Origin of the sequence: Nostoc sp. DedVER02 (genome assembly GCF_034530675.2) — a bacterium.
Taxonomy (GTDB): domain Bacteria; phylum Cyanobacteriota; class Cyanobacteriia; order Cyanobacteriales; family Nostocaceae; genus Nostoc.
This window is the reverse complement of the sequence record NZ_JAVRCP020000015.1, coordinates 22,652-44,770: the sequence shown is the minus strand read 5'-3', so window position 1 is coordinate 44,770 and position 22,119 is coordinate 22,652. Positions and strand designations below refer to the sequence as shown.

Genomic DNA, 22,119 nt, shown 5'->3' with positions numbered 1-22,119 from the left:
AGCGATTTTTCTTATGAAGTGATGCAATACTGTATCTCGTAATCCTAAATTAGAATCACCGTAGCAAAAGAAGCGCTTGACTTCAGTCTGCTCTATTTACGATGATGTGGTTAAGTTTATTTATATCTAAGTACTTACAAACTGAAGATTACAGTAGTTTTTTTAGTCAATGTATAATATAAAACGTTTTAATTTGTGTCCCGGAGTTAATTCTTTATAAATTGAGTGGAATGCCTCTAAATATTTTTCCTCTGAAGGAATATAACGTTCAACATCTTTCAACACTCTATTCTTCCTCTTTTGATTTGAAAATTCGCTGGCAATGAGTAAATTATAGTTTTCTCTCCCTAATTCCTTAAGAGTGGGTGCTTTTCTAATAACGTTAAAGAATCCTTTAGAGGCATTTTAGCTTCTACTTGCAGAAATGTCTTACTAAGGATAGTTGTATTTAATATTACTTAAAATGATGTATTTTATTTAACCGCGATCGCCAGTTAAGATTTTAGAATTCTTAATACCATTCTCAGCACACTAGAGGATTCATAATCGATAATCCAAATATTGATCCCAAGAAAAAGTGTTGACTTATGTGTATAGAATTTGGGCGGGAAATCTGCGGCAATCTTGATACGGCAGAGTCACGGGAATGGTTAGTTACTAATGGTATTGGTGGTTATGCTTCTGGAACTGTGGCTGGTTTATTGACCCGTCGCTATCACGGATTACTGGTAGCAGCATTGAAACCACCTTTAGGTCGTACCTTAATGCTGACAAAACTAGATGAAACTGTCCTGTATGACAATCGCTTTTATTCTCTAGACACCAATCGTTGGGCAGATGGAACTGTCAGCCCCCAAGGGTATCAAAATATTGAACGTTTTTCTCTGGAAGGTACAATTCCCTTATGGCGTTTTGCTGTTGCCGATGCCTTGTTAGAAAAACGGGTGTGGATGCAACAAGGTGCTAACACTACTTATGTTCAATATATTCTGCGTCGTGCCACACAACCTCTGAAGTTGACGCTCAAAGCAATGGTCAATTACCGCGATTATCACAGCGACACCCAAAGTAATGGCTGGCAGATGTCTGTTGAGCAAGTGGAACAGGGGATTTGTGTAACTGCTTATCCTGGTGCTGTACCACTGTATTTACTGAGTGATGGCGGTAGTGCATCTGTTGTGCACGATTGGTATTATGGCTTTGACTTGGCTGTTGAACGCTATCGGGGATTGAGAGATAGAGAAGACCATCTCCACGCTGCGACTTTTGAGGTTACACTGAATCCTGGGGAAGCGATCGCTTATGTAGCCAGCACAGAAAAACAAGCAAATCTCAATGCCGAAGCTGCGCTGAAGTTACGTCGCGCTCAAGAGCAGAAGCTAACAGGATTTTGGAATAGTAACCGACCCCTCAAGACTAAAGAATCACCTACCTGGATTAAGCAACTAATATTAGCTGCTGACCAATTTATTGTTGACCGTCCAGTACCAGAAGACCCCAACGGCAAAACTATCATCGCTGGTTATCACTGGTTTAGCGACTGGGGACGCGACACCATGATTAGTCTACCTGGTTTGACAATTTCCACTGGTCGCCCAGAGGTAGCACGCTCAATTCTTCGCACTTTTGCTAGATACATAGACCAGGGAATGCTGCCGAATCGCTTTCCCGATGCGGGCGAGCAACCAGAATATAATACAGTGGATGCTACTCTCTGGTATTTTGAAGCAGTCCGCGCCTACTACAGCGCTACGGATGATGATACTTTGCTTGCTGAACTCTTTCCCATACTTGCAGACATCATTGATTGGCACTGTCGTGGTACACGCTACAACATCCATCTCGATGCGGCTGATGGCTTACTTTATGCAGGTGTTGCAGGTGTACAACTGACTTGGATGGATGCCAAAGTTGACGATTGGGTAGTTACGCCCAGAATTGGTAAACCAATTGAAGTTAACGCCCTCTGGTATAATGCTTTACGGACAATGGCAAAGTTTGCCCGTCATCTTGGTAAACCACACCAAGAATATGAGGCAATGGCAGACCGGGCTAAGTATAGATTTTCTCGCTTCTGGAATGACAAGACAGGTTATTGCTATGACGTTCTAGACAGTCCTGATGGTGATGATGCAGCATTGCGACCTAACCAAATCTTTGCCGTTTCGCTACCAGAAAGCCCGCTAACACCTGTCCAGCAAAGGGGTGTGGTGGAAGTATGCGGGCGAATGCTGCTGACTTCTCATGGGTTGCGTTCGCGTAGCGTGTCTGAAAGACTCTCGCTAGCACCCGACCATCCTCAATACCGAGGTAAATACGGAGGTAATCAGTATCAAAGAGATGGAGCTTATCACCAAGGGACAGTTTGGGGTTGGTTGTTGGGGCCGTTTGTTTTAGCCCACCTGCGTGTCTACAAAAACCCTGAGCAAGCTCGTCAGTTTTTAGAACCAATGGCTAATCATCTTACTGCACATGGTCTTGGCAGTCTCAGCGAGATTTTTGATGGTGATGCTCCGATGACTCCACGGGGATGTATTGCCCAAGCGTGGACAGTAGCAGAGGTTTTACGTGCTTGGTTGATGACAGATAATTGATGCACTTACCTGTTACCCCACCCAAAGTTGAGTAAAACAGCTGCCCATCAGCAATTTCTACAATGAGCTTAGTTCCATCTTTACTCTCTATTACATCTACAGAAAAGAATTGACTTCCAATCCTTTTGTACATTAAGGATCTCTGGAACTTCTTCATCTGGTAAAACTTTTGCTACTTTACCAGATTGAGAAATCAAGAAATTTGCACTTTTTCAAAATTTTTAAGTATGATTATTAACCATGAATATATTAAAGTACTCAGTTAGCTTTGCTTCCTTTTGTGTTGTCGCTTGTATTATTGCTTCTACAGCGGCGGTAATTGCTCAACCAAGACCTTCACAAACCAATTCGGTAATAAAATTAACATCGACTCAATTAAAAGTTTTGCGATCGCTAGGGTTAAAAGTAGCATTACCAAGTTACATACCCGCAAATTTTCGTGCCGACAAAGTATTAGTTGAGGCTGGGCGTGAAAATGTTGATAGCTTGCGTTACTTAGTCGTTTACCAAAATTTAAGTGCAGATAAATGCTTTGCAATTGAGTCAACATCTGGTGGTATTGGCGACTTGCCTTCTGGATCGCGCAGTTATCCAATAAATTCTCCGATATTTGGAAAAAGTGTTTTGGAGGTAGGATTATACGGTAATGCCAAACAACCAACATTGCTATCACAGTGGTTAGGTTCGCAAAATGGCCCTTTTTACAGATTTGTTGGTACTGGAGTAGTACCAGAATTGTCTAATTGTAGTAATCTTACTCCCCAAGAAGCAGTCAAAGTTTCGCAGTCAATTCGATACTTTAATTAATCGGCTATGGCTATTAGACCGCAGCTTATTAATTTTTTGGAGTGCAATTCAAAACTAATAAGCTATGGTAATTCCCTATTAATTAGGACTTACGCAAAATCATAATAAAACGAACCGCAAAGGACGCAAAGGACACAAAGGAATAAGAGTTTCAGAGAGTTCTTGCGTAAGTCCTGTTAATGTTACATAGTAAGGTGGGCAATGCCCACCCCACTTTACAAGACTGAGTGCTGAGTAATGAGTGCTGAGTAATGAGTAGCAAGAAGATTACTCAGTACTTCCGCACTATGGTAAAAGCCCCGCCCGCAAGTGGCGCGGAATCTTCTTATAGAGAGAAAGTTGATACCCGCGCATAGTGTGGGCGTGTATCAACTCAATACGGGCTAAACGCCCCGCTTCCGCTAACAGCACTTGGAACTCAGCACTCTTCATTTACTAACGCAAACTACTAGCTGGCATACCCAAAATATCCTCAAGCTTGGGCATCTCTTCCAATGGAATTACGCGCCCTTCATCCTCAAAACCGATGATTTGATCGAAGTTCAAATACCGATACAAATCATCGGCAAAAGGCTCAATTCTACTCGCCACAATATCCAAGTATTCCTGCACTGTCGGCAGCCGCCCTAGCAGCGCACAAACTGCGGCTAATTCTGCTGAACCAAGATACACTCGCGCATCTTTACCCATGCGATTATTGAAGTTGCGGGTAGAGGTAGAAAATACTGTTGTGCCATCAGCAACTCGCGCCTGATTTCCCATACACAAACTGCATCCTGGCATTTCTGTACGCGCACCCGCAGCCCCGAACACGCTGTACACACCTTCTTCTTTTAATTGGTGTTCATCCATACGCGTTGGTGGTGCAATCCACAAGCGAGTTTTGACTTCACCTGCGCCTTCTAAAACTTTAGCTGTTGCCCGATAATGACCAATATTCGTCATACAAGAACCGACGAATACTTCTTGCACTGGATCGTTAGCAACTTCCGATAATAACTTAACATTATCGGGGTCATTGGGAGCAGCAACAATTGGTTCTTTGATTTCGTTTAAATCAATTTCAATTATTTCGGCATACTCAGCATCGGCATCGCCTTCTAATAAGACGGGATTTGCTAACCATTCTTCCATTTTTGCCACACGGCGCAGCATGGTACGCGCATCATGATAGCCGCGTGCTATCATATTTTTCAGCAACGCTACATTAGAACGCAGATATTCCGAAATTGTCTCTACACTCAGCTTAATTGTACATCCGGCACAAGAGCGTTCGGCACTAGCATCGGTGAGTTCAAAGGCTTGTTCAACTTTTAAATCTGGCAAACCTTCTATTTCCAAAATTCGCCCAGAGAAAACATTTTTCTTATTCTGTTTCTCTGCTGTCAGCAAACCTTTTTGAATTGCTACGTAAGGAATGGCATTCACCACATCCCGCAGGGTGATACCTGGTTGTAATTCTCCTTTGAATCTTACCAAAACTGACTCTGGCATATCTAAAGGCATCACACCCAAGGCGGCTGCAAATGCTACTAATCCAGAACCGGCGGGGAAGGAAATACCCAAGGGGAAGCGGGTGTGAGAGTCGCCGCCAGTTCCTACGGTGTCGGGTAGCAGCATCCGGTTTAACCAAGAATGGATAATACCATCACCGGGACGGAGGGCGACACCACCACGAGAAGCAAAGAAATCGGGGAGTTCGTGATGGGTTTGAATGTCTACTGGTTTGGGATAAGCTGCTGTGTGGCAGAAACTTTGGATAACTAAATCTGCACTGAAACCAAGACAAGCGAGTTCTTTCAATTCGTCGCGGGTCATGGGGCCAGTGGTATCTTGAGAACCAACGGTAGTAATGATGGGTTCGCAGGATGTGCCGGGACGCACACCAGATAATCCGCAAGCTTTACCGACCATTTTCTGGGCTAGGCTGTAGCCTTTACCTGTATCAAAGGCTTGCTGGGGACGGGTGAAAACGGTGCTGGGTTCTAAACCGAGTGCAAGACGAGTTTTGTCGGTGAGGGTACGTCCAATAAGTAGGGGGATGCGTCCACCTGCGCGGACTTCATCGAGGATGGTGTCAGGTTTAAGGGCAAAGGTGGAAATGACTTCGCCTGTTTCGTTGGTGATTTCGCCTTTGTAAGGATGGATGGTAATTACCATGCCGGTTTCGAGTTTGGTGACATCGCACTGAATAGGCAAAGCACCGGCATCTTCTGCTGTGTTAAAGAAAATTGGCGCGATCGCACCACCTAAAACATAACCCCCAGCGCGTTTGTTTGGCACAAAAGGTATATCATTTCCCATGTGCCACAATACTGAGTTGATGGCAGATTTACGCGAGGAACCTGTACCAACTACATCCCCCACGTAAGCTACAGGATGTCCTTTTTTCTTCAATTCGGCAATGGTTTGTAAGCTTCCCGGTTGCCGGGACTCTAACATCACTAAGGCGTGTAAGGGAATATCTGGGCGAGTTGTGGCGCTTTGGGCGGGGGATAAATCGTCGGTATTGGTTTCGCCAGGAACTTTAAAAACAGTGACGGTAATCGCTTCTGGAACTGTGGGGCGAAGGGTAAACCATTCAGCTTCCGCCCAAGAATCAATCACCCGTTTGGCGAAAGGATTGGTTTTAGACAACTCTAAAACATCGTGGAAGGCATCATACACCAAGAGGATTTTGCTTAAGGCGTTGGCGGCATAAGCGGCGATGGGTTCCTTTCCTTGTCCACCCATTACCAGAGGTGTTTCAGATGAGTCTGAGACGGATACGGTGGGCCATTGCAGCAAATCGATTAAAGCTTGCACGTTGTAACCACCTACCATTGTCCCTAACAATTGTACCGCTTCTATGCGCGAAACCAAGGGACTGGTGATTTCCTTTTTGGCGATCGCGGTGAGAAATCCAGCTTTGACATAAGCTGCTGGATCGACACCAGGAGAAACGCGATCGCTCAATAAATGCAATAATATATCCTCTTGACCCTTTGGCGGATTTTTCAGTAATTCACATAATTCTGAGGTTTGCTTGGCATCCAATGGTAAAGGGGGAATACCGAGTGCTGCTCTTTCGGCAACGTGTTTACGATATTGTTCTAGCATTTTTATATTCTCCATTGGGATGTTCTATCTTTAATTATGAAATTTTTAGGCAATACTTGGCTATAAAAGTTTAGCTTACTTTTATGATGAAAGCCTTACTGGTAATCGGTTATTCGCAACTTTTTTTATACTGAAAGTTTGAAAAGTATGAGGCGAATAGGATTCGTTACTACACAAACAAAGTCTACCTCCGTAGACTAAGAGGAAATCAAGGATTTTTAACCCAGGTCGGTGGGTTTTGCCTGTATAACCGCGACTTTTATTCGCTAGGTCTATTAGATTCTGGTTAAATTAAAAGTCTTATTATATCTGTAATATCATATTCAGCTAATCACTTTTAATACAGTGCGATCGCACATAATTAGCACATAATTATAAATCAACAAGATTATGATAGTAATTATATCTGTGCATCCACCTGTAGCCGTTCATCTGAACATCTCACCCCTAGCCCCAAGAAAGTCATGTCAGTTGCCCAAGAATTAGAACCAGCAAAAGATATAATATTTCCACCAGGAGATATAGAAAGTCACGAACCACCATTGGAAAGCGATTTACATCTACGCCAAATTATTCTGTTATTACAATGCTTAGAATTGTGGTGGCAAAATCGCAATGACTTTTATGCGGCGGGGAATTTGACAATTTACTATAGCCAACGTCAGCTTAAATCTGAAGAATTTCGTGGCCCAGACTTTTTTGTGGTGCTAGGATGCGAAAAAAAACCGCGCAAAAGTTGGGTGATTTGGCAAGAAGATGGTAAATATCCAAATATCATTGTCGAGTTGCTTTCGTCTTCTACAAAAGCCACAGACAAAGGCTTAAAAAAACAAATCTACCAAGATATCTTTCGCACACCAGAGTATTTTTGGTTTGACCCGGATAATTTAGAATTTGTGGGGTTTCATTTAGTAGACGGGAATTACCAACTAATAGAAGCGAACCCCCAAGGTTGGTTATGGAGTCAGCAGTTAGATTTATACTTAGGCGTGCAGGACAATCAATTACGTTATTTTACAGCCCAGGGGCAGTTAGTGCCGACACCGCAAGAATTAGCAGAACAGGAAAAGCAGCGTGCGGATGAAGAAAGACAGCGTGCTGAACAGGAGAAGCAACGCGCTGAACGCCTAGCCGCTAAGTTGCGAGAATTAAATATTGACCCTAATAATCTATAAAGACAATTCGCAATACTCGCTAAAGGCGAGAATCAAGCTATGCAATGGGCAACTTTTGGGAGACGCTAAACTAAAAGCGAACGCCTTACTACGCTAACGCAATTAAAGCTTACAAGTCTTGATTTTATTGTTGGTTTAACCAAGTTTCTAAATCAGCAACGCGAGAAAAATCTAGTAATGCTTCTCCTAAATTCTCTAATTGTTCAATGGATAAACCTTGAATTCGCTCGATTAATGATGTATCAATTTCACCAATACGGCGATTGAGTAAGCGTATAACTAAACGTTGTTCTCCTTGTTTATTTCCTTCTTGTATAGCTTGCTCTCTGTCTCTTTGATAAAGTGGTTCTAGTCGCATAATTAACTCTTTATCAATCGAAATGAATTAGATTGATTGTTGATTCAACCAACTTTCTAAATCAGTAACACTAGAAAAGTCTAGCAATGCTTCCCCTAAATTCTCTAATTGTTCAATGGATAAACCTTGAATTCGCCCTATTAATGATGTATCAATCTCACCAATACGGCGATTCAGTAGACGCAGTATTAAATCTTGCTTTCCTTCTTGCCTTCCTTCTTCTTTGGCTTGTTCTCTGTCTCTTTGATAAAGTGGTTCTAGTCGCATAATTAACTCCCTATCATCTGCTTCTAATTCTTGATTTACTCTCAAGTTTTCGCGCAAGTTGTAAACTAATTCGAGAGTTGCTTGTTGGTATGGATGATCTAATGGTAACGCTTGCAACTCGATAATCGCTTGTGACTGCACGTTTCCCCTACCTAAAAGCCTTAACCATAATGTCTCTGGTGTTTGCGGTAGTTGGTGTATTGCCACAATTGCTGTTCGCAAAGCATTTGGCAGAAAATGTACTCCTGATAACCAACCTGCTTTTTGTATAGTTCCAAAGCTAGACAATCTAGTTTCAGATATGGTTGGAGTAAGAACCCACAAATTGGGAATTTCTGAGTCCTGAAGTTTGGTTTTATTTGCCTTAGCTTCTCGTCGCAAGAAAGCTTTGACTTCTAATAGTTTGAGAATACAGTCGCAGATTTCATCAGTAGAAGCTGGATTGCGGTACGGTTCTATAATTGCAGGCTGTTGGGCAAATCTCCCTAACAAACCCAGTATTTGTATTTTAGAGCTTTGTTGTTTGGCAGGAGTGAATAAAACATCTATTTCTTTAATTTCTCCTGAGACTTTTTCTGATGCCTTGACTTCTCCGTAATCTTTTAATAATTCTTCTAGATAGTCTTTGGCGAATTTATCATGAATAAAACGGGTCATTCAATTTTAAGATTTCGCAAGTTCTGAGTTAATGCAAAGTCTTATTATATAGCAGTCTTAAATTATTTGTGATGAAATAGATCCCCGACTTCTTTGATAAGTCGGGGATCTTGACACCTTGAATTTTCACAGATACTATTCTAAAAAAGTTAAAAGCAGATTATATAAGCCTTTTGACTTACCGTTAGGGCGTGGCGGTTATTGCATTTTCATCTAATGTTTTATCTGTGTTAGATTTTAAGCGTGTCAATCTGCTTTTGCGGACACGTTCGCTGTCTCTAACTCCACCTGCAAGTTCATATTCATTGCTGTTTTTGCCGTACTTGCAACTAACCCACGTCAGCATTTTGTCTGAAACCTGACTTAAGGTTTTTTCCATCTCATCTAGCTTATTTCTAGAAGAGTCAATCATAGCTATAGCAGCGTTATATTCATCAAGCAAATTGTGAAAATTGTCTATTAATTGAGTCAGGTTTTGCAAGTTGTGAGTATCATCAAAATTGATCTTTGGATCGATAGCTTTCAGTCCGGCAACTCTAAACTCAGCTTTTTCTAAAATCCGGGAACTACGTTTTCTCCGAGCCATAAATTTACATTTTTAATAGCTTTACACAGCTATTGTGTCTCAGTTAAACTGGATTCTGGTTCAGCAAAAAGCGCATTTTTTGTAGCAAAATTTTTTATTTATGTCCGTGATTTCTCGGAATTTATTATCAAAAGTTGATTTTCAGTCAAGCATTGCTGTACCGCTACAAATGGTCTGTATTCTATGTCAAGAGCGATCGCTTTAACTTTAAGCCTTAATGTTGTAACTCTAAGCCTTTATGTTCTAACTTTAAGCCTTTATGTTCTAGCTCTAAGGCTTGATGTTGTAACTTTAAGCCTTAATGTTCTAACTTTAAGCCTTAATGTTGTAACATTAAGCCTTTATGTTCTAGCTCTAAGGCTTAATGCTGTAACTTTAAGAGTCAAGATTGTAACATTGATGACCAATGAGGTAAAGTCGTTGCCATATTTTTTACCTACAGCCTCAATCATCACCCGATGGATTTCTTCGTCGCCCGCTTTAGCCAAAAACGGCCTTAACCCATTATTCAACGCAGCGATCGCAATTCTCCCACTGAATTACGAGAAGCCCCACATCGGGGCGGGTTGTACCAATTAACAATTCAAAATTAAATACATTTCAGACGGGGATTTAAACCCCGAGTGAAATTGGGGCTACCTTATGATCTCAGGATTTAACCTAAATATTTTAGGACTTACGCAAAACTACAGATGGTAGGAGCAATTCATGAATTGCCCCTACCAGAGAATCAGGGTTTTGACTATTGTTTGCGTAAGTCCTATATTTATGGTAAATATCTAGATATTTTTAACTAATTCAGATAAGATAAGAAATTTGTCTGTTGCATCACGCTTGTTTTGTATATGCCCAAAACTTACACCGTAGAAATTAATCACCAAGGCGAAATTCATACTTTGCAAGTTCCTGAAGATGAAACTATCTTATCAGTTGCCGATACTGCTGGTTTGGAACTGCCGAGTTCTTGCAATGCAGGTGTTTGCACAACTTGCGCCGGTAAAATATCTCAGGGAACTGTAGATCAAACTGATGGTATGGGCGTTAGTCCAGATTTGCAAAAGCAAGGTTATGTATTGCTTTGTGTTGCCAAACCCCTTTCTGATTTGAAACTTGAGACAGAAAAGGAAGACATAGTTTATCAGTTACAATTTGGCAAAAGCAAATAATCTGCGAACAGTTATCAGTATATCGGATGATTATTCATCACTGAATAACTGTTCGTTGAACATTACCAAAACGGAGAAATAACATAAGTATTTCATTGCATCTAACATCAGCTATTCTAGAAACTACAAATCAACAGGATTTACCAAGATGACAACTCATTTTATTACCGCAGAAATCGATTTACAAGAAACTCCCGCAGAATTACTAGAAGTAATTGAAACAGAGTTGAAGAAACAAGGCGAACCCCTGCGTTGGGCTGTTACCTCTGTGGATGCTGACGAACAAAAAGCTACAGTTGAAGCCGTGGTAACGACAGTTAAGAGTTAGGAGTTAGGAGTAGAGACGCGATTAATCGCGTCTGTACAAGAGTCAAGAGTTCGGAGTTCGAAGTTAGGATTTGATGGCAAGTGAATCATAAACTCATTACTCATTACTCATTACTCAATATGTACACCGCTATCTTAATCGTACCAACTGGCGTTGGGGCTGCCATTGGGGGTTATGCAGGAGATGCTTTGCCTGTTGCCAAAGTTATAGCACAGGTTTGCGATCGCCTAATTACTCACCCCAATGTCCTTAACGGCGCAAGTTTATACTGGAATCTTCCGAACGCTTTCTATGTCGAAGGTTACGGACTTGACAAATTTGCGGCTGGATGCTGGGGTTTACGTCCAGTCCGCACTAATAAAGTAGGTTTGCTTTTAGACCAAGGTATTGAGCCAGAGTTACGGCTACGACATATACAAGCCGCCGATGCAGTCAGAGCAACTCTGGGATTGACGTTAACAGATTATGTAATTACTGATGCACCATTAAATGTGGAATTACGGACTACAGCATCGGGAGCTAGTTGGGGAACAATTGGCAACCCGGATAGTTTATTACGTGCAGCTGAGATATTAATTAAGAAAGCCGGGGCTGAAGCGATCGCAGTTGTTGCCCGTTTCCCCGATGATATGGATGAGGGAGCAGTGCAGAAATATCGACAGGGTGAAGGTGTAGATTCCTTAGCGGGTGCTGAAGCTGTAATTAGCCATTTACTAGTGCGAACCTTTCAAATACCTTGCGCCCATTCTCCCGCTCTTTTGAGCGAACCTCCACAACCTGATTTATCTCCCCGTTCCGCCGCCGAAGAATTGGGCTATACCTTCTTGCCGTGTGTCCTTGTAGGATTAAGTCGTGCCCCACAATTTATAATAAATAAAGGAACGATTGCATCAGAGAAAGGAGATATTTGGGCAGATGAAGTGGATGCTGCGATCGCACCTGCAACTGCCTGTGGTAGCAGTGCCTTACTGAGTTTAAGCCAAAGACGATGCCAAATAATTACAGTAGAAGAAAATAAAACTCTGATCGAAGTTCCTCCCCAACCGTTGGGGATCAAAGTTATACAGGTAAACTCATATTTAGAAGCTGTAGGCGTATTAGTAGCACACAAAGCAGGCATCAACCCCTCCGCTCTCCGTCCCAAATTATTACCTTTGCAGTCATTAGTCATTAGTCATTAGTTATTTCTTCCCAGTCCCCAGTCCCCATTCCCCAGTCCCCAGTCCCCTTTCCCCTTAAATACCCGTGATTGAAAAACACAAGCAAGAGCCAGAAATTCCATACATGACGCGCATCCAAGTACTTGGAGCGATGGGAGTGACTGCAATCATTTTGTTGATAGTCGCCAAACTGTCGTTGCACTTTGGTAACTTTTCCCTATTTTCTTGGAAGTGGGATGAAAAGGATTTGCTGTTGGGTGTAGGATTGGGGTTTGTCATCACCGCGTTAAGTGGTCTAGCTTATCGTGTTTGGACTCCCTACCGTAAAAGTGCAGATTATTATCTAGAAGTAGTACTAAAACCTTTAGCCTTACCAGATTTAATTTGGTTGGGCTTGCTACCAGGTTTAAGTGAAGAATTATTATTTCGGGGTGTAATGCTCTCAGCTTTAGGCTTGGATAGTCTAGCTGTAATTGTATCTAGTGTTTGTTTTGGTGTTTTGCATTTTAGTGGTTCCCAACAATGGCCTTATGTGATTTGGGCAACCATTGTCGGGATGATCTTTGCATATAGTGCCTTGCTCACGGGAAACTTATTAGTGCCGATTGTCGCGCACATGATTACCAATTGGACTTCTAGTTATTTTTGGAAAATGTGGCAACTGCGGCAATTAAAAAATAAAGTTTGAGCTTGTAGGAATTAGTTGCGATCGCGTATGTAGATAAAAAGCAATAAGCAAAGGAAAGAAGGATCGTCAAGTTGTGCTGATTCTTTTTCAACAATCAAATATCAGTCCTAATATCCTAATATCATACATTAAATTACTTCAACAGTGCTGATTGGAATTAATTTTACTTTTTACTCAGCACTCAGCACTCAATACGGTTCGGTTAAGACAAGAGACGCGATAAATCGCCGTCTCTACAAAGGACTGATTCTTGTAAAGACGGCGATTTATCGCGTCTTTGCGATCTAGAACATATCATCAAAAAACCTTATCCGAACCGTATTGACTCATTACTCATTACTCAGCACTCAGCACTGTTTTGGTAACTTGAGCGCTCTCACCAGATGCTTGGTGTGTAAGATTTTTTAAGCGGCTCAATCTGCTTCTGCGGACACGTTCACTGGTACGAACCCCACCCGCCATTTCATATTCGCGGCTGTCTTTGCCGTATTTAAAAGCAACTCCCATCAGCATTTTCTCAGATAAACTGCTTAAGCTTTGTTCTAACTCTTCAATCTCTGCCCTAGAAGAGTCAACAACGATTAAAGCCATGTTAAGAGCATCTATCTTGGCGCGTAACTTCTCAATTAATCCTGTCATGTTTTTTAAGTTACAAACATCTCCAAAATCCAGATTGGTATCAATTGCTTTGAGTCCAGAGGATCTTAACTCAGCTTTTTCTAGAACGCGAGATGTGCGCTTTTTCCGAGACATAAATTTACTTATTTGTGAAGTTTCTAAAGCTACTATGCTCTAATCAAACTAGATTTTGGTTCAGCAAAATCCACAAACATTGTATTTTTTATCAAATCTATACTGGTAAATTCTCGCAATTTATTAGATAGCTTCCGATAGTAATGGCAACTTAAGCATTTATAACCACAGCTTTGATACTCATAACAACAATTTAAGTTGTCCTAACCACAGCTAAATTGTTGTTAGGACAACTTAAATTGTAGTAACCACAGCTTAAGCATTCATAACAAAAACTTGAATTGTAGTAACCACAGCTTAAGTTGTTGTTATAACAACTTGTGTGTTTATGATGACAAGTGCAATTTACATAACGATTCTTTTAAAAAAGAAAGATTGTTTAACTGTCTTGCTAAAAAATTGCAACACCTGATGGGAAAATGAGGTATTCCAACAATGCAATCGCCATTTTATTGTTAACAAGCCTGTTAATCAGCTTGAGGCGAAAGGAAAGAAAAACCCGATCGGAAGGTTAGTGTCTTAAAATACTCCTAAAAGCCAATCCTCGTTTAATAAGTTTTGTGTAAAATTTGGTGGTGAGGTTATCTACTTGATTCTCAATTGCAGCAATCCAGGTTTCATTTATGAGTCAGTCTTTTTCTCAAAACCAAGCAAGGCAGAATCGTCAACAAAAGCTGTGGCAACAAAAAGGGAGCTTAAAGACTAAAGCAATAGTTTGGGCACTAAGCATCAGTGTTCTTCCTGTGGTTGCAATTGGAACAGCTACTTACTTTTATGGAATTAATTTAATTACCAGACAGATTCCGCAAGTAAGACAAGAGACTTCTAAAACTTCAGTAGAAACAGAACTGGCTTTACAACAAAGACAACTGTCACTCTTGTTAGCTGGGATGGGAGCAACAGCAATTGTAGCAGGTGCGATCGCTATTTTTGTGACGAATCGAGCTATTACTCGAATCAGCAAGGCTGCTGCAATATCTAATAATATCAAGAATAAACTACGTCCAGACAGCGAGTTTACTCAAATATTCATCGCTAACGAAGATGAGTTAGTGATGTTAGAGAGAAACATCAGCTTATTCACAGAACTGCTTTCAGTTTTAGCACAGGAGAAAGAAACAGAAGCCGATTATTCTGAACTATTGATTAAAATCACCCGATGGGTTCGAGAATCGTTCAACGAACAGGATGTTCTCAAAACTACCTCAGAGGAAATTCGTAAAGCTTTAAGCATTGACCGCGTAACAATCTTTTGCTTCAACTCCAACAGCAATGGAACCTTTATCGCCGAATCAGTAACACCGGGTTTACCTAGAATGTTAGGGGTTATAGTATCTGAGCCTGGATTTGAGGCAGGGTATAGAGAAAAATACCAGAATGGTTGTACCCGTGCTATTGACAATATCCTCCAAACCGATCTCAGTGATGGTGATATTGAGTTGCTTCAGCAATATGGTGTCAAATCTAATTTAGTAGCACCTATTTTCAAAGGCAAAGAGCTATTTGGTTTATTGATTGCTCATCAGTGTTCTAGACAACGTTTTTGGCAGCAGTCTGAGATTGATTTGTTCGCTCAGGTAGCCATGCAAGTGGGGTTTGCCCTTGACTACGCTACACTTTTACAACAGGTAGATACCAAAGCAGATAAAGCTCAGATATTTATAGAAATTACCCATAGCATTCGCCAATCGCTCAACGAAGAGGATGTCTTAAAAACCACTGTAGAAGAGGCTCGCAAAGCACTTAGTACTGACCGAGTGCTGGTTTATAGCTTTAACCCTAATTGGTCTGGAACTGTAGTTGCTGAGTCAGTAGTTCCAGGTTATCCCAAAGTTTTGCGATCGGAAATCGAAGACATCTGCTTCAGTCGGGGTTATGTAGAAAAATATCAGTCTGGTCGCGTTGTCGCCACAAACAACATTCGTGAGTCAGGTTTGGCTGATTGTCACATTAACCTACTCGAATCCTTTGCTGTGAAAGCAAATTTGGTCGCACCTATTCTCAAAGACGAGCAGTTATATGGCTTATTAATTGCACATCACTGTTCCAGACCTCGTGATTGGGAACAGCCTGAAATTGATTTATTTGCCCAGATAGCCATGCAAGTCGGATTTGCTCTCGACCATGCTAGGCTGCTGCAACGTGTCGAAGCTGAAGGTGTACAAAGTCAGTTGCTAGCAGATACTATCGGCAGCATTCGTCAATCGCTTAACGAAGAAGATGTTTTAAAAACTACTGTAGAAGAAGTTCGTAAAGTACTGAGTACTGACCGAGTGATGATTTATAGCTTTAACCCTAATTGGTCTGGAACTGTAATTGCCGAATCAGTTGTTCTCACCTACCCAAAAATTTTGCGGGCTGAAATCGAAGATCCATGTTTTGGTCAAGGTTATGTAGAAGATTATCAGTCTGGTCGCGTTCTGGCAATAAACAACATTTATGAAGTCGATTTGGCTGATTGTCACATTAGCTTACTCGAATCATTTGGTGTGAAAGCAAATTTAGTCGCACCTATTCTCAAAGATGATCAGTTGTATGGTTTATTAATTGCACATCAATGTTCCAAACCCCGTAATTGGCAACAATCTGAGATTGATTTATTTGCCCAAATAGCCATGCAAGTGGGATTTGCTCTCGAGCATGCCAGACTCCTGCAACGAATCGAAGCTGAAAGTATGCGAAGTCAATTACTAGTGAATATTACCCGCAGTATTCGTCAATCACTCAAAGAAGAGGATGTCTTGAAAACCACTGTGGAAGAAGTTCGCAAAGCATTGAGTACCGATCGAGTCCTGATTTATACTTTTTATGCTAATTGGTTCGGAGTTATAATTGCCGAATCAGTGGTTCCAGCTTATCCCAAAGTTTTGCAGTCTAAAATTTACGACCCATGTTTCACTGAAAGCTATGTAGAAAAGTACCAATCAGGCCGTGTTGTGGCCACAAACAATATTTATGAGTCAGGTTTGGCTGATTGTCATATTAGTCTGCTCGAATCATTTAGTGTGAAAGCAAATTTAGTTGCACCTATTATCAAAGATGAGCAATTATTTGGTTTGTTGGTTGCACATCAGTGTTCTGGGCCTCGTGATTGGCAACAGCCTGAGATTGATTTATTTACCCAGATAGCCATGCAAGTAGGATTTACTCTCGATCATGCTAGGCTCCTGGAAGCGTATCAAGTTGGTGAAACTAGCTCTAATTAATAGTCACATGCTGGGAATTGGGAATTGGGAATGGAGAATTGGGAATGGAGAATTGGGAATTGGGAATGGGGAATTGGGAATTGGAAATTGGGAATTGGGAATTGGGAATTGGGAATTGGGCATTAATTAGGTATTCTTTCTCCCCCTGCTCCCTGCTCCCTGCCCCCTGCCCCCTGCTCCCCTGCCCCCTCTTAAGTTAGGCTGAGTGGAGCTTTTGATGAAGAAGCTGCCAGAGCGATCGCTAATGGTAAAATTCGATGTTCCTGAATTTGAATCCTGGCGTGGAGTGTTTCGGCTGTATCATCCGGCAATACTGGGACTGCGGCTTGCATCAATATTGGGCCACTGTCCATTTCTAAACAAGCTATATGTGCCGTACAACCCGTAATTTTTACTCCTGATTCTAAGGCTTGTTCTACAGCGTGGATTCCTTTGAAACTAGGTAGCAAACTAGGATGGATATTAATAATTTTGTCAGGAAAGGCATCAATGAAAACTGACGTTAACAATCTCATCCAACCCGCCAAAATCACCCATTCCACATCATAGCGCCGCAATGTCTGCACAATTTTCTCATCCAACTCTTCTCTACTTTTATACTTGCGGTGATTCAATAAAACAGCTTCTACACCTCTATTGGCTGCTCTTTCGGCTGCTTTCGCTGAGGGGTTATTGTAAATTAAAACTTGAATTTGGGCATTTAGCTGTCCATCTTGGATAGCTTGAGCAATGACATCAAAATTGCTGCCATTCCCAGAAGCCATAATTCCCAGTTTTAAAGGGGCGACTTGTTGGTAAACATCGCTAACGCTGGGAGAAACCAAGCTAAGGGTAGAATCAGGGCGGAAGGTCATAAACAGCTAAGAGGGAAAATTATAGATGCCAAAAAAAATATATACTAAGTCGTGGTTGGATAATGATACAGTAGCAGCCTGGACTTTTCTCACCCCAGCACTAATTTTACTAGGCGTTTTTATCATTTGGCCGATCGCTTATTTGTTCTACCTCAGCTTTACTGCTGGTAGTTTCACCTTAAAAGGTATTTATTGGATAGGCTTAAAAAACTATTGGCGCTTGCTACTCGACCCCGACTTCTGGCAAGTTCTGGGTAACACTTTTTATTTTACCGTTGCCACTATCATTCCCAGCATAGTTATCTCTTTGGGATTGGCAGTGCTATTAAACCGCTCTATTCCTTTGCGAGGTATCCTGCGGAGTGCTTATTTTCTGCCTTCGATTATTTCACTTGTGGCAGCCGGTTTGGGATTTCGCTGGCTGTTTCAAACACCAGGGCCAGTTAACGGACTTTTAGATTTTTTTGGCATTCCAGATATTCCCTGGTTAGGAGATACATTTTGGGCAATGCCAGTAATTATTTTGATGAGCATTTGGAAACAACTGGGTTTCAATATGGTAGTTTTTTTAGCAGGCTTGCAAGCAATTCCTCCTAGTCGTTATGAAGCAGCAGATTTGGATGGAGCAAATGCTTGGCAACAATTTTGGTATATTACTCTGCCTGGATTGCGCCCTACTATGATATTTGCAATCATCACTACCGCGATTTTTACATTGCGGAGTTTTGAGCAAGTTTTTGTGATGACTGGCGGTGGGCCACTGAATTCGACTAATTTGCTGGTTTACTACATTTATCAAGAGGCTTTTGGGCAGTTTGATTTTGGTTATGCAGCAGCAGCAGCAACGGTATTACTAGCAGTGACGCTGGTATTAGTTTATTTTCAACTGCAAACTTGGAAAGAGGAGTAGGGGAGGCAGGGGGCAGGGAGCAGGGGGAATTTGGGAGTTGATAAATTATGTGGTAAATATGCAATGCCAAACGATGTAGTGTATTCAATTAAAAATAGCTAGAGTTTTTATTTTTTTGATAGGGTGCGATATTCCCAAGGGTTAACAAATTTAGCATCACTCCAAATACCAAGCCGTTGTTGTTTCGCTTCAGCTTCGGCTTGTTGCACTAAGTCTTTGCTAGGACATTTGTTTAAATAAGGACGATACACTTTTGCCAATCCTTCTTTTAACAATACCTGTTGCACAAAAGTGCCATTCTGTAAACGAACTTCGGCAATTTTGCGTCCATAGCGATCGCTATCTGTGATATTCAAAGTTACGCGATCGCCTCCTTTTTGCACCAGTTGTTGTACCCGTTCTTGGGCTTTCACACCCCAAGTAAATTGATTGCGATCGCTAGTACGTTTACTCTGCTTTTCTTTGTTGGTATGGGCGATTTCTGGCGCATCTACACAAGCAAAGCGCACGGTAAAGTTTTTGCCACTGCTATCTTTAACTACTATAGTGTCGCCATCACTAACACGCTCAACTGGTTCTCCAGAAGTATTGACACGATCACAACCTATTAAACCCAAAATGATGATAGTTGCACAAAGCCAAAATTGCATTGGTTTAGTTAATTTCTCCATCCAAAGTCACCTGCATTACCTCTGTGGGATGATATTAGCAAAATCACCAGATATATTTGTTAACCTTTGACATACTGCCACAATTCAAAATTCCAATCGGTATAACCCTCTGGCGGCAACGAATAGAAAATGCACATTAGTATAAGAATTGTAACCTCCCAATTAGCAGTGGCGATTTCTGATGAACTTCTTAACTCACATTCTGCATCTAGCTGGTTCAGGTGCTTTTGCCTATTACTCTGCTGCCCAAATTCGTGATTTAAAAACCCGTCCCAACATCCTTGCGGGATTTTATTTTGCCGAATCTGGTTCTGTGCCATTTTTATCTACACTTAGCGATCGCGCCGCAGCCGAAGGTGATACATGGCTAGCCGAAAAACTAGTAAAACACGCATCCGATGAAACTAGGCATGGTAAGATTTTTGCCCACGCCCTACAACAGTTAAATAAAGAAGTCATAGATTTTAAGCGTCAACCTCAAACTACAACCACAAACAAATCACAACAGCAGCGTAGTCCCTTTTTCGCAGCATTCTTTGAAGGCTACACCCAAGAACAGCTAAAACCGGCTGTTATTGACTGGGATGTGTTTATGGCTAGCACATACATTCTTGAGTTAGATGCTAGTAAAGACTTTGCGCGAATGGCGAAAGTATTACCTGATAACGACCCAATCAGTCGTAACTTAAAGTTAGGAATGCTAAGTATTGCTCAAGATGAAACTGGACATGCAGCTTATCTCTACGAAGCGATGATGCGACGAATGCCTGCTGCAAAAGTGGAAAAACTTGTAGATATGTGGCGAACCCGCAAAGTAAATGCGGTGTTAGCAATGGTTGGCGGTATACTCCAGCGTAATGGTGAAACGCGATCGCTAGTCCAAGATAGTGCGCCGTCAGAAATCGATTCTGAGTTGGTAGCTACATAATTATAGATATCGTTGAATATCTAATGTTAAAAAAACATCTAGCTTGCAAGGTAAGAGGTTTGCCTCTTACCTTCTTCAAATTCATTTCACAGTGCTTTCTCTAAAGCGCTATCCCTAAGTAGATTATGGAAGACTTAAAACAAGCACTAATTAGCTACTCTAGTAAAGACCTTGAACAGCCAATTCGGGGCAATTTAAAGATTTAGTAGCTGGGCAATTTGTATCTTAAAAAACTAACTATGAAAGCTGAAGCAGAAAACAATCTCAGGCTGACTTGTGAAGTAGAAACTACCTTAAAGGTAATTGGCGGACGCTGGAAAGTTTTGATTATTAGAGAACTAATGACTGGCGTAAAACGGTTTGGTGAATTGCAACGGGCTTTACCTGGAGTTACGCAAAAGATGCTAACTCAACAACTTCGAGAAATGGAACAAGACCTTATTATACATCGAGAAGTTTATCCTCAAATTCCCCCAAAAGTAGAATATTCTCTAACACCTTTAGGCGAAACTTTACAGCCAATTCTCTATGCTATGCATGAATGGGCTGTTCAACATTTAGCTCGAACAAATAACCATCAATATTGAGCATGGATAAAGAGCCAGAAGGCAAAAGAAATCCCCATAATAAATTTAGGGGATTTAATCAGGATACCGTATTTCTGGCACTGTGCGTCTCTACATTCTTGTTCAGAAATTTTCATTCGTTGTTTCTTAAATATTCAATCGCTGCCTCTAATTTTGAAGAGTAACTTTCAGCAAACCTTTCAAACCAAAGTCCTTCAGAAGAAAGTGGATCTACTTTGGATAACCATTCTTTTGCCTGTACTTTCAAAGCCTCTAATTGTTTGGCTTTGATTTTTTCTTGGCGAATTTGTTCTAGTTTTAGTTCTTGCTGTTTTTTTAACTCAATAGCAGCATCCTCTTCTGCAAAATCAGCCTTAACTTCTGCCAAAAGGTTATCCATGAAAGATGCCGACTTTGGCGATGATGGAATAAAGGATTTGGCTGTGGCTGATTTTGGCTGCTGCTGTTGCGGTTGTACTTGTTTATATTCAGTTTGGAGTTCAGCTAACAGCTTATCAATGGAATCCATTTTTGTAATTCCTAATAAATGGTATAGCTAGTCATTAATGGCATTGAGTAGAACTTCTGATAAACTCATATCTTCCATATCTTCCATAGTAATTGTGTCACAGATATCAAACTTAGCCCCAGCACTTTGAAGTTCATCATCTAAAACTTTCAAAAAGCGAGTAGCTTGTGCATCTGTGCCAACTTGAATAAAGGAAATGGCTAATTCTTCATCTCGGTCGATGCGGCGAGAAGCTTCAATAATTACCTTCATAACTGCTTTGCGATCGTCCGGTTCACCATCAGTAATCACTAAAATTGTTTCACCATTTGGCTTTGTTTGACCGGCTGCTTTGCGTCGTAAGTAATCATCAGTCGCATGTTGCAACACACTTGCTAAGTCTGTTGTCCCAGAAGGATCGTTTTCTCGGAAAATTTGCCCTACTATACTGGATGTGACATTTTCATATCTCTTAAATTTCCCAGAAAATACATAAATAGTGATACCATCTGGGTCAAATTGTTCACACTTGCTAGCTAAAGCTAAAGTAGATTCCTGTGCGGCAAACCATCTACTTCTACCACCCTTTTGATCCTGGGTTGCCATGCTGCCGCTTTTGTCGATAATTAAGGTATAATCACGATTTTCTAACATTATTCAATTCTCCAATTGAAAGTCAATCTTTGGATGTGGTATTTTAGATTAATCGTTAATCTAAAATTATGTTATTAGGAAATAAATTTGAGATTTTTCCCTAGTTGAAAATACTATCTTTGAAAGCAGATTTAATTTTTGAATCCTTCAATCCAAAATTTAAAATCAAAAATTGCTTACTGGA

Annotated in this window: 22 protein-coding genes; 12 read left to right on the top strand and 10 right to left on the bottom strand. The window is 41.1% G+C overall.

Annotation, left to right across the window (positions count from 1 at the left end):
* Positions 1 to 587 precede the first annotated feature (587 nt).
* Both RMZ41_RS16640 and RMZ41_RS16635 read left to right on the top strand, forming a co-directional pair.
* On the top strand, positions 588 to 2,594 hold the full coding sequence (locus RMZ41_RS16640; RefSeq protein ID WP_322643628.1) for an amylo-alpha-1,6-glucosidase: 2,007 nt from the start codon (positions 588 to 590) through the stop codon (positions 2,592 to 2,594).
* Positions 2,595 to 2,834: 240 nt separating this feature from the next.
* A complete protein-coding gene (locus RMZ41_RS16635; protein WP_322643629.1) occupies positions 2,835 to 3,401 on the top strand; it encodes a hypothetical protein in 567 nt (188 codons plus the stop codon).
* A gap of 285 nt (positions 3,402 to 3,686) precedes the next feature.
* Here the strand turns inward: RMZ41_RS16635 and RMZ41_RS16630 are convergent, their stop codons facing one another.
* Both RMZ41_RS16630 and acnB read right to left on the bottom strand, forming a co-directional pair.
* A complete protein-coding gene (locus RMZ41_RS16630) occupies positions 3,687 to 3,833 on the bottom strand; it encodes a hypothetical protein (protein WP_322734379.1) in 147 nt (48 codons plus the stop codon).
* A gap of 3 nt (positions 3,834 to 3,836) precedes the next feature.
* Positions 3,837 to 6,500 (bottom strand): bifunctional aconitate hydratase 2/2-methylisocitrate dehydratase, encoded by a 2,664-nt coding sequence (gene acnB / locus RMZ41_RS16625; protein WP_322643630.1) that lies wholly within the window; start codon positions 6,498 to 6,500, stop codon positions 3,837 to 3,839.
* Positions 6,501 to 6,964: 464 nt separating this feature from the next.
* Here acnB and RMZ41_RS16620 point away from each other — a divergent pair, with 464 nt between their 5' ends.
* The gene (locus RMZ41_RS16620) at positions 6,965 to 7,675 is read left to right on the top strand and encodes a Uma2 family endonuclease (RefSeq protein WP_322643631.1); all 711 of its coding nucleotides are present in this window, start codon (positions 6,965 to 6,967) and stop codon (positions 7,673 to 7,675) included.
* A gap of 124 nt (positions 7,676 to 7,799) precedes the next feature.
* On the opposite strand, the gene RMZ41_RS16615 is transcribed toward RMZ41_RS16620, so the two are convergent.
* The 3 genes from RMZ41_RS16615 to RMZ41_RS16605 form a co-directional block, all read right to left on the bottom strand.
* Positions 7,800 to 8,033, bottom strand: a complete 234-nt coding sequence (locus tag RMZ41_RS16615) for a DUF4351 domain-containing protein (RefSeq protein WP_322643632.1) — start codon at positions 8,031 to 8,033, stop codon at positions 7,800 to 7,802.
* 27 nt (positions 8,034 to 8,060) lie between these two features.
* A complete protein-coding gene (locus RMZ41_RS16610) occupies positions 8,061 to 8,957 on the bottom strand; it encodes a DUF4351 domain-containing protein (protein WP_322643633.1) in 897 nt (298 codons plus the stop codon).
* A gap of 184 nt (positions 8,958 to 9,141) precedes the next feature.
* On the bottom strand, positions 9,142 to 9,543 hold the full coding sequence (locus RMZ41_RS16605; protein WP_322643634.1) for a hypothetical protein: 402 nt from the start codon (positions 9,541 to 9,543) through the stop codon (positions 9,142 to 9,144).
* Between the two features lie 183 nt (positions 9,544 to 9,726).
* Here RMZ41_RS16605 and RMZ41_RS16600 point away from each other — a divergent pair, with 183 nt between their 5' ends.
* The 5 genes from RMZ41_RS16600 to RMZ41_RS16580 all read left to right on the top strand — a co-directional run bounded on the left by RMZ41_RS16600 (position 9,727) and on the right by RMZ41_RS16580 (position 12,885).
* Positions 9,727 to 10,122: a hypothetical protein gene (locus tag RMZ41_RS16600; protein WP_322643635.1), complete on the top strand. Its 396-nt coding sequence runs from the start codon at positions 9,727 to 9,729 to the stop codon at positions 10,120 to 10,122.
* 266 nt (positions 10,123 to 10,388) lie between these two features.
* On the top strand, positions 10,389 to 10,709 hold the full coding sequence (locus RMZ41_RS16595) for a 2Fe-2S iron-sulfur cluster-binding protein (protein WP_322643636.1): 321 nt from the start codon (positions 10,389 to 10,391) through the stop codon (positions 10,707 to 10,709).
* Positions 10,710 to 10,857: 148 nt separating this feature from the next.
* Positions 10,858 to 11,037: a hypothetical protein gene (locus RMZ41_RS16590; RefSeq protein ID WP_094351499.1), complete on the top strand. Its 180-nt coding sequence runs from the start codon at positions 10,858 to 10,860 to the stop codon at positions 11,035 to 11,037.
* Positions 11,038 to 11,156: 119 nt separating this feature from the next.
* The gene (locus RMZ41_RS16585) at positions 11,157 to 12,218 is read left to right on the top strand and encodes a DUF3326 domain-containing protein (protein ID WP_322643669.1); all 1,062 of its coding nucleotides are present in this window, start codon (positions 11,157 to 11,159) and stop codon (positions 12,216 to 12,218) included.
* Positions 12,219 to 12,282: 64 nt separating this feature from the next.
* On the top strand, positions 12,283 to 12,885 hold the full coding sequence (locus RMZ41_RS16580; protein ID WP_322643637.1) for a CPBP family intramembrane glutamic endopeptidase: 603 nt from the start codon (positions 12,283 to 12,285) through the stop codon (positions 12,883 to 12,885).
* Positions 12,886 to 13,221: 336 nt separating this feature from the next.
* On the opposite strand, the gene RMZ41_RS16575 is transcribed toward RMZ41_RS16580, so the two are convergent.
* Positions 13,222 to 13,638: a hypothetical protein gene (locus tag RMZ41_RS16575; protein ID WP_322643638.1), complete on the bottom strand. Its 417-nt coding sequence runs from the start codon at positions 13,636 to 13,638 to the stop codon at positions 13,222 to 13,224.
* A 623-nt stretch (positions 13,639 to 14,261) separates the two neighbouring features.
* Here RMZ41_RS16575 and RMZ41_RS16570 point away from each other — a divergent pair.
* On the top strand, positions 14,262 to 16,844 hold the full coding sequence (locus tag RMZ41_RS16570) for a GAF domain-containing protein (RefSeq protein WP_322643639.1): 2,583 nt from the start codon (positions 14,262 to 14,264) through the stop codon (positions 16,842 to 16,844).
* A 191-nt stretch (positions 16,845 to 17,035) separates the two neighbouring features.
* On the opposite strand, the gene purN is transcribed toward RMZ41_RS16570, so the two are convergent.
* On the bottom strand, positions 17,036 to 17,698 hold the full coding sequence (purN, locus tag RMZ41_RS16565; protein WP_322643640.1) for a phosphoribosylglycinamide formyltransferase: 663 nt from the start codon (positions 17,696 to 17,698) through the stop codon (positions 17,036 to 17,038).
* Positions 17,699 to 17,723: 25 nt separating this feature from the next.
* On the opposite strand from purN, the gene RMZ41_RS16560 reads away from it, so the two are divergent.
* On the top strand, positions 17,724 to 18,608 hold the full coding sequence (locus RMZ41_RS16560) for a sugar ABC transporter permease (protein WP_322643641.1): 885 nt from the start codon (positions 17,724 to 17,726) through the stop codon (positions 18,606 to 18,608).
* Positions 18,609 to 18,715: 107 nt separating this feature from the next.
* Here RMZ41_RS16560 and RMZ41_RS16555 read toward each other — a convergent pair whose 3' ends face one another.
* Complete coding sequence (locus RMZ41_RS16555) at positions 18,716 to 19,279, bottom strand: thermonuclease family protein (RefSeq protein WP_322643642.1); 564 nt, start codon at positions 19,277 to 19,279, stop codon at positions 18,716 to 18,718.
* A gap of 181 nt (positions 19,280 to 19,460) precedes the next feature.
* On the opposite strand from RMZ41_RS16555, the gene RMZ41_RS16550 reads away from it, so the two are divergent.
* Both RMZ41_RS16550 and RMZ41_RS16545 read left to right on the top strand, forming a co-directional pair.
* Positions 19,461 to 20,207 carry a ferritin-like domain-containing protein gene (locus RMZ41_RS16550; protein ID WP_322643643.1) on the top strand — a complete coding sequence of 249 codons (747 nt, stop codon included), beginning with the start codon at positions 19,461 to 19,463 and terminating at the stop codon, positions 20,205 to 20,207.
* A gap of 239 nt (positions 20,208 to 20,446) precedes the next feature.
* Positions 20,447 to 20,794, top strand: a complete 348-nt coding sequence (locus tag RMZ41_RS16545) for a helix-turn-helix domain-containing protein (protein ID WP_322643644.1) — start codon at positions 20,447 to 20,449, stop codon at positions 20,792 to 20,794.
* A gap of 112 nt (positions 20,795 to 20,906) precedes the next feature.
* On the opposite strand, the gene RMZ41_RS16540 is transcribed toward RMZ41_RS16545, so the two are convergent.
* Both RMZ41_RS16540 and RMZ41_RS16535 read right to left on the bottom strand, forming a co-directional pair.
* Positions 20,907 to 21,302, bottom strand: a complete 396-nt coding sequence (locus RMZ41_RS16540; protein WP_322643645.1) for a salt stress protein, Slr1339 family — start codon at positions 21,300 to 21,302, stop codon at positions 20,907 to 20,909.
* A gap of 27 nt (positions 21,303 to 21,329) precedes the next feature.
* Positions 21,330 to 21,935 (bottom strand): VWA domain-containing protein, encoded by a 606-nt coding sequence (locus RMZ41_RS16535; protein WP_322643646.1) that lies wholly within the window; start codon positions 21,933 to 21,935, stop codon positions 21,330 to 21,332.
* Positions 21,936 to 22,119 lie beyond the last annotated feature (184 nt).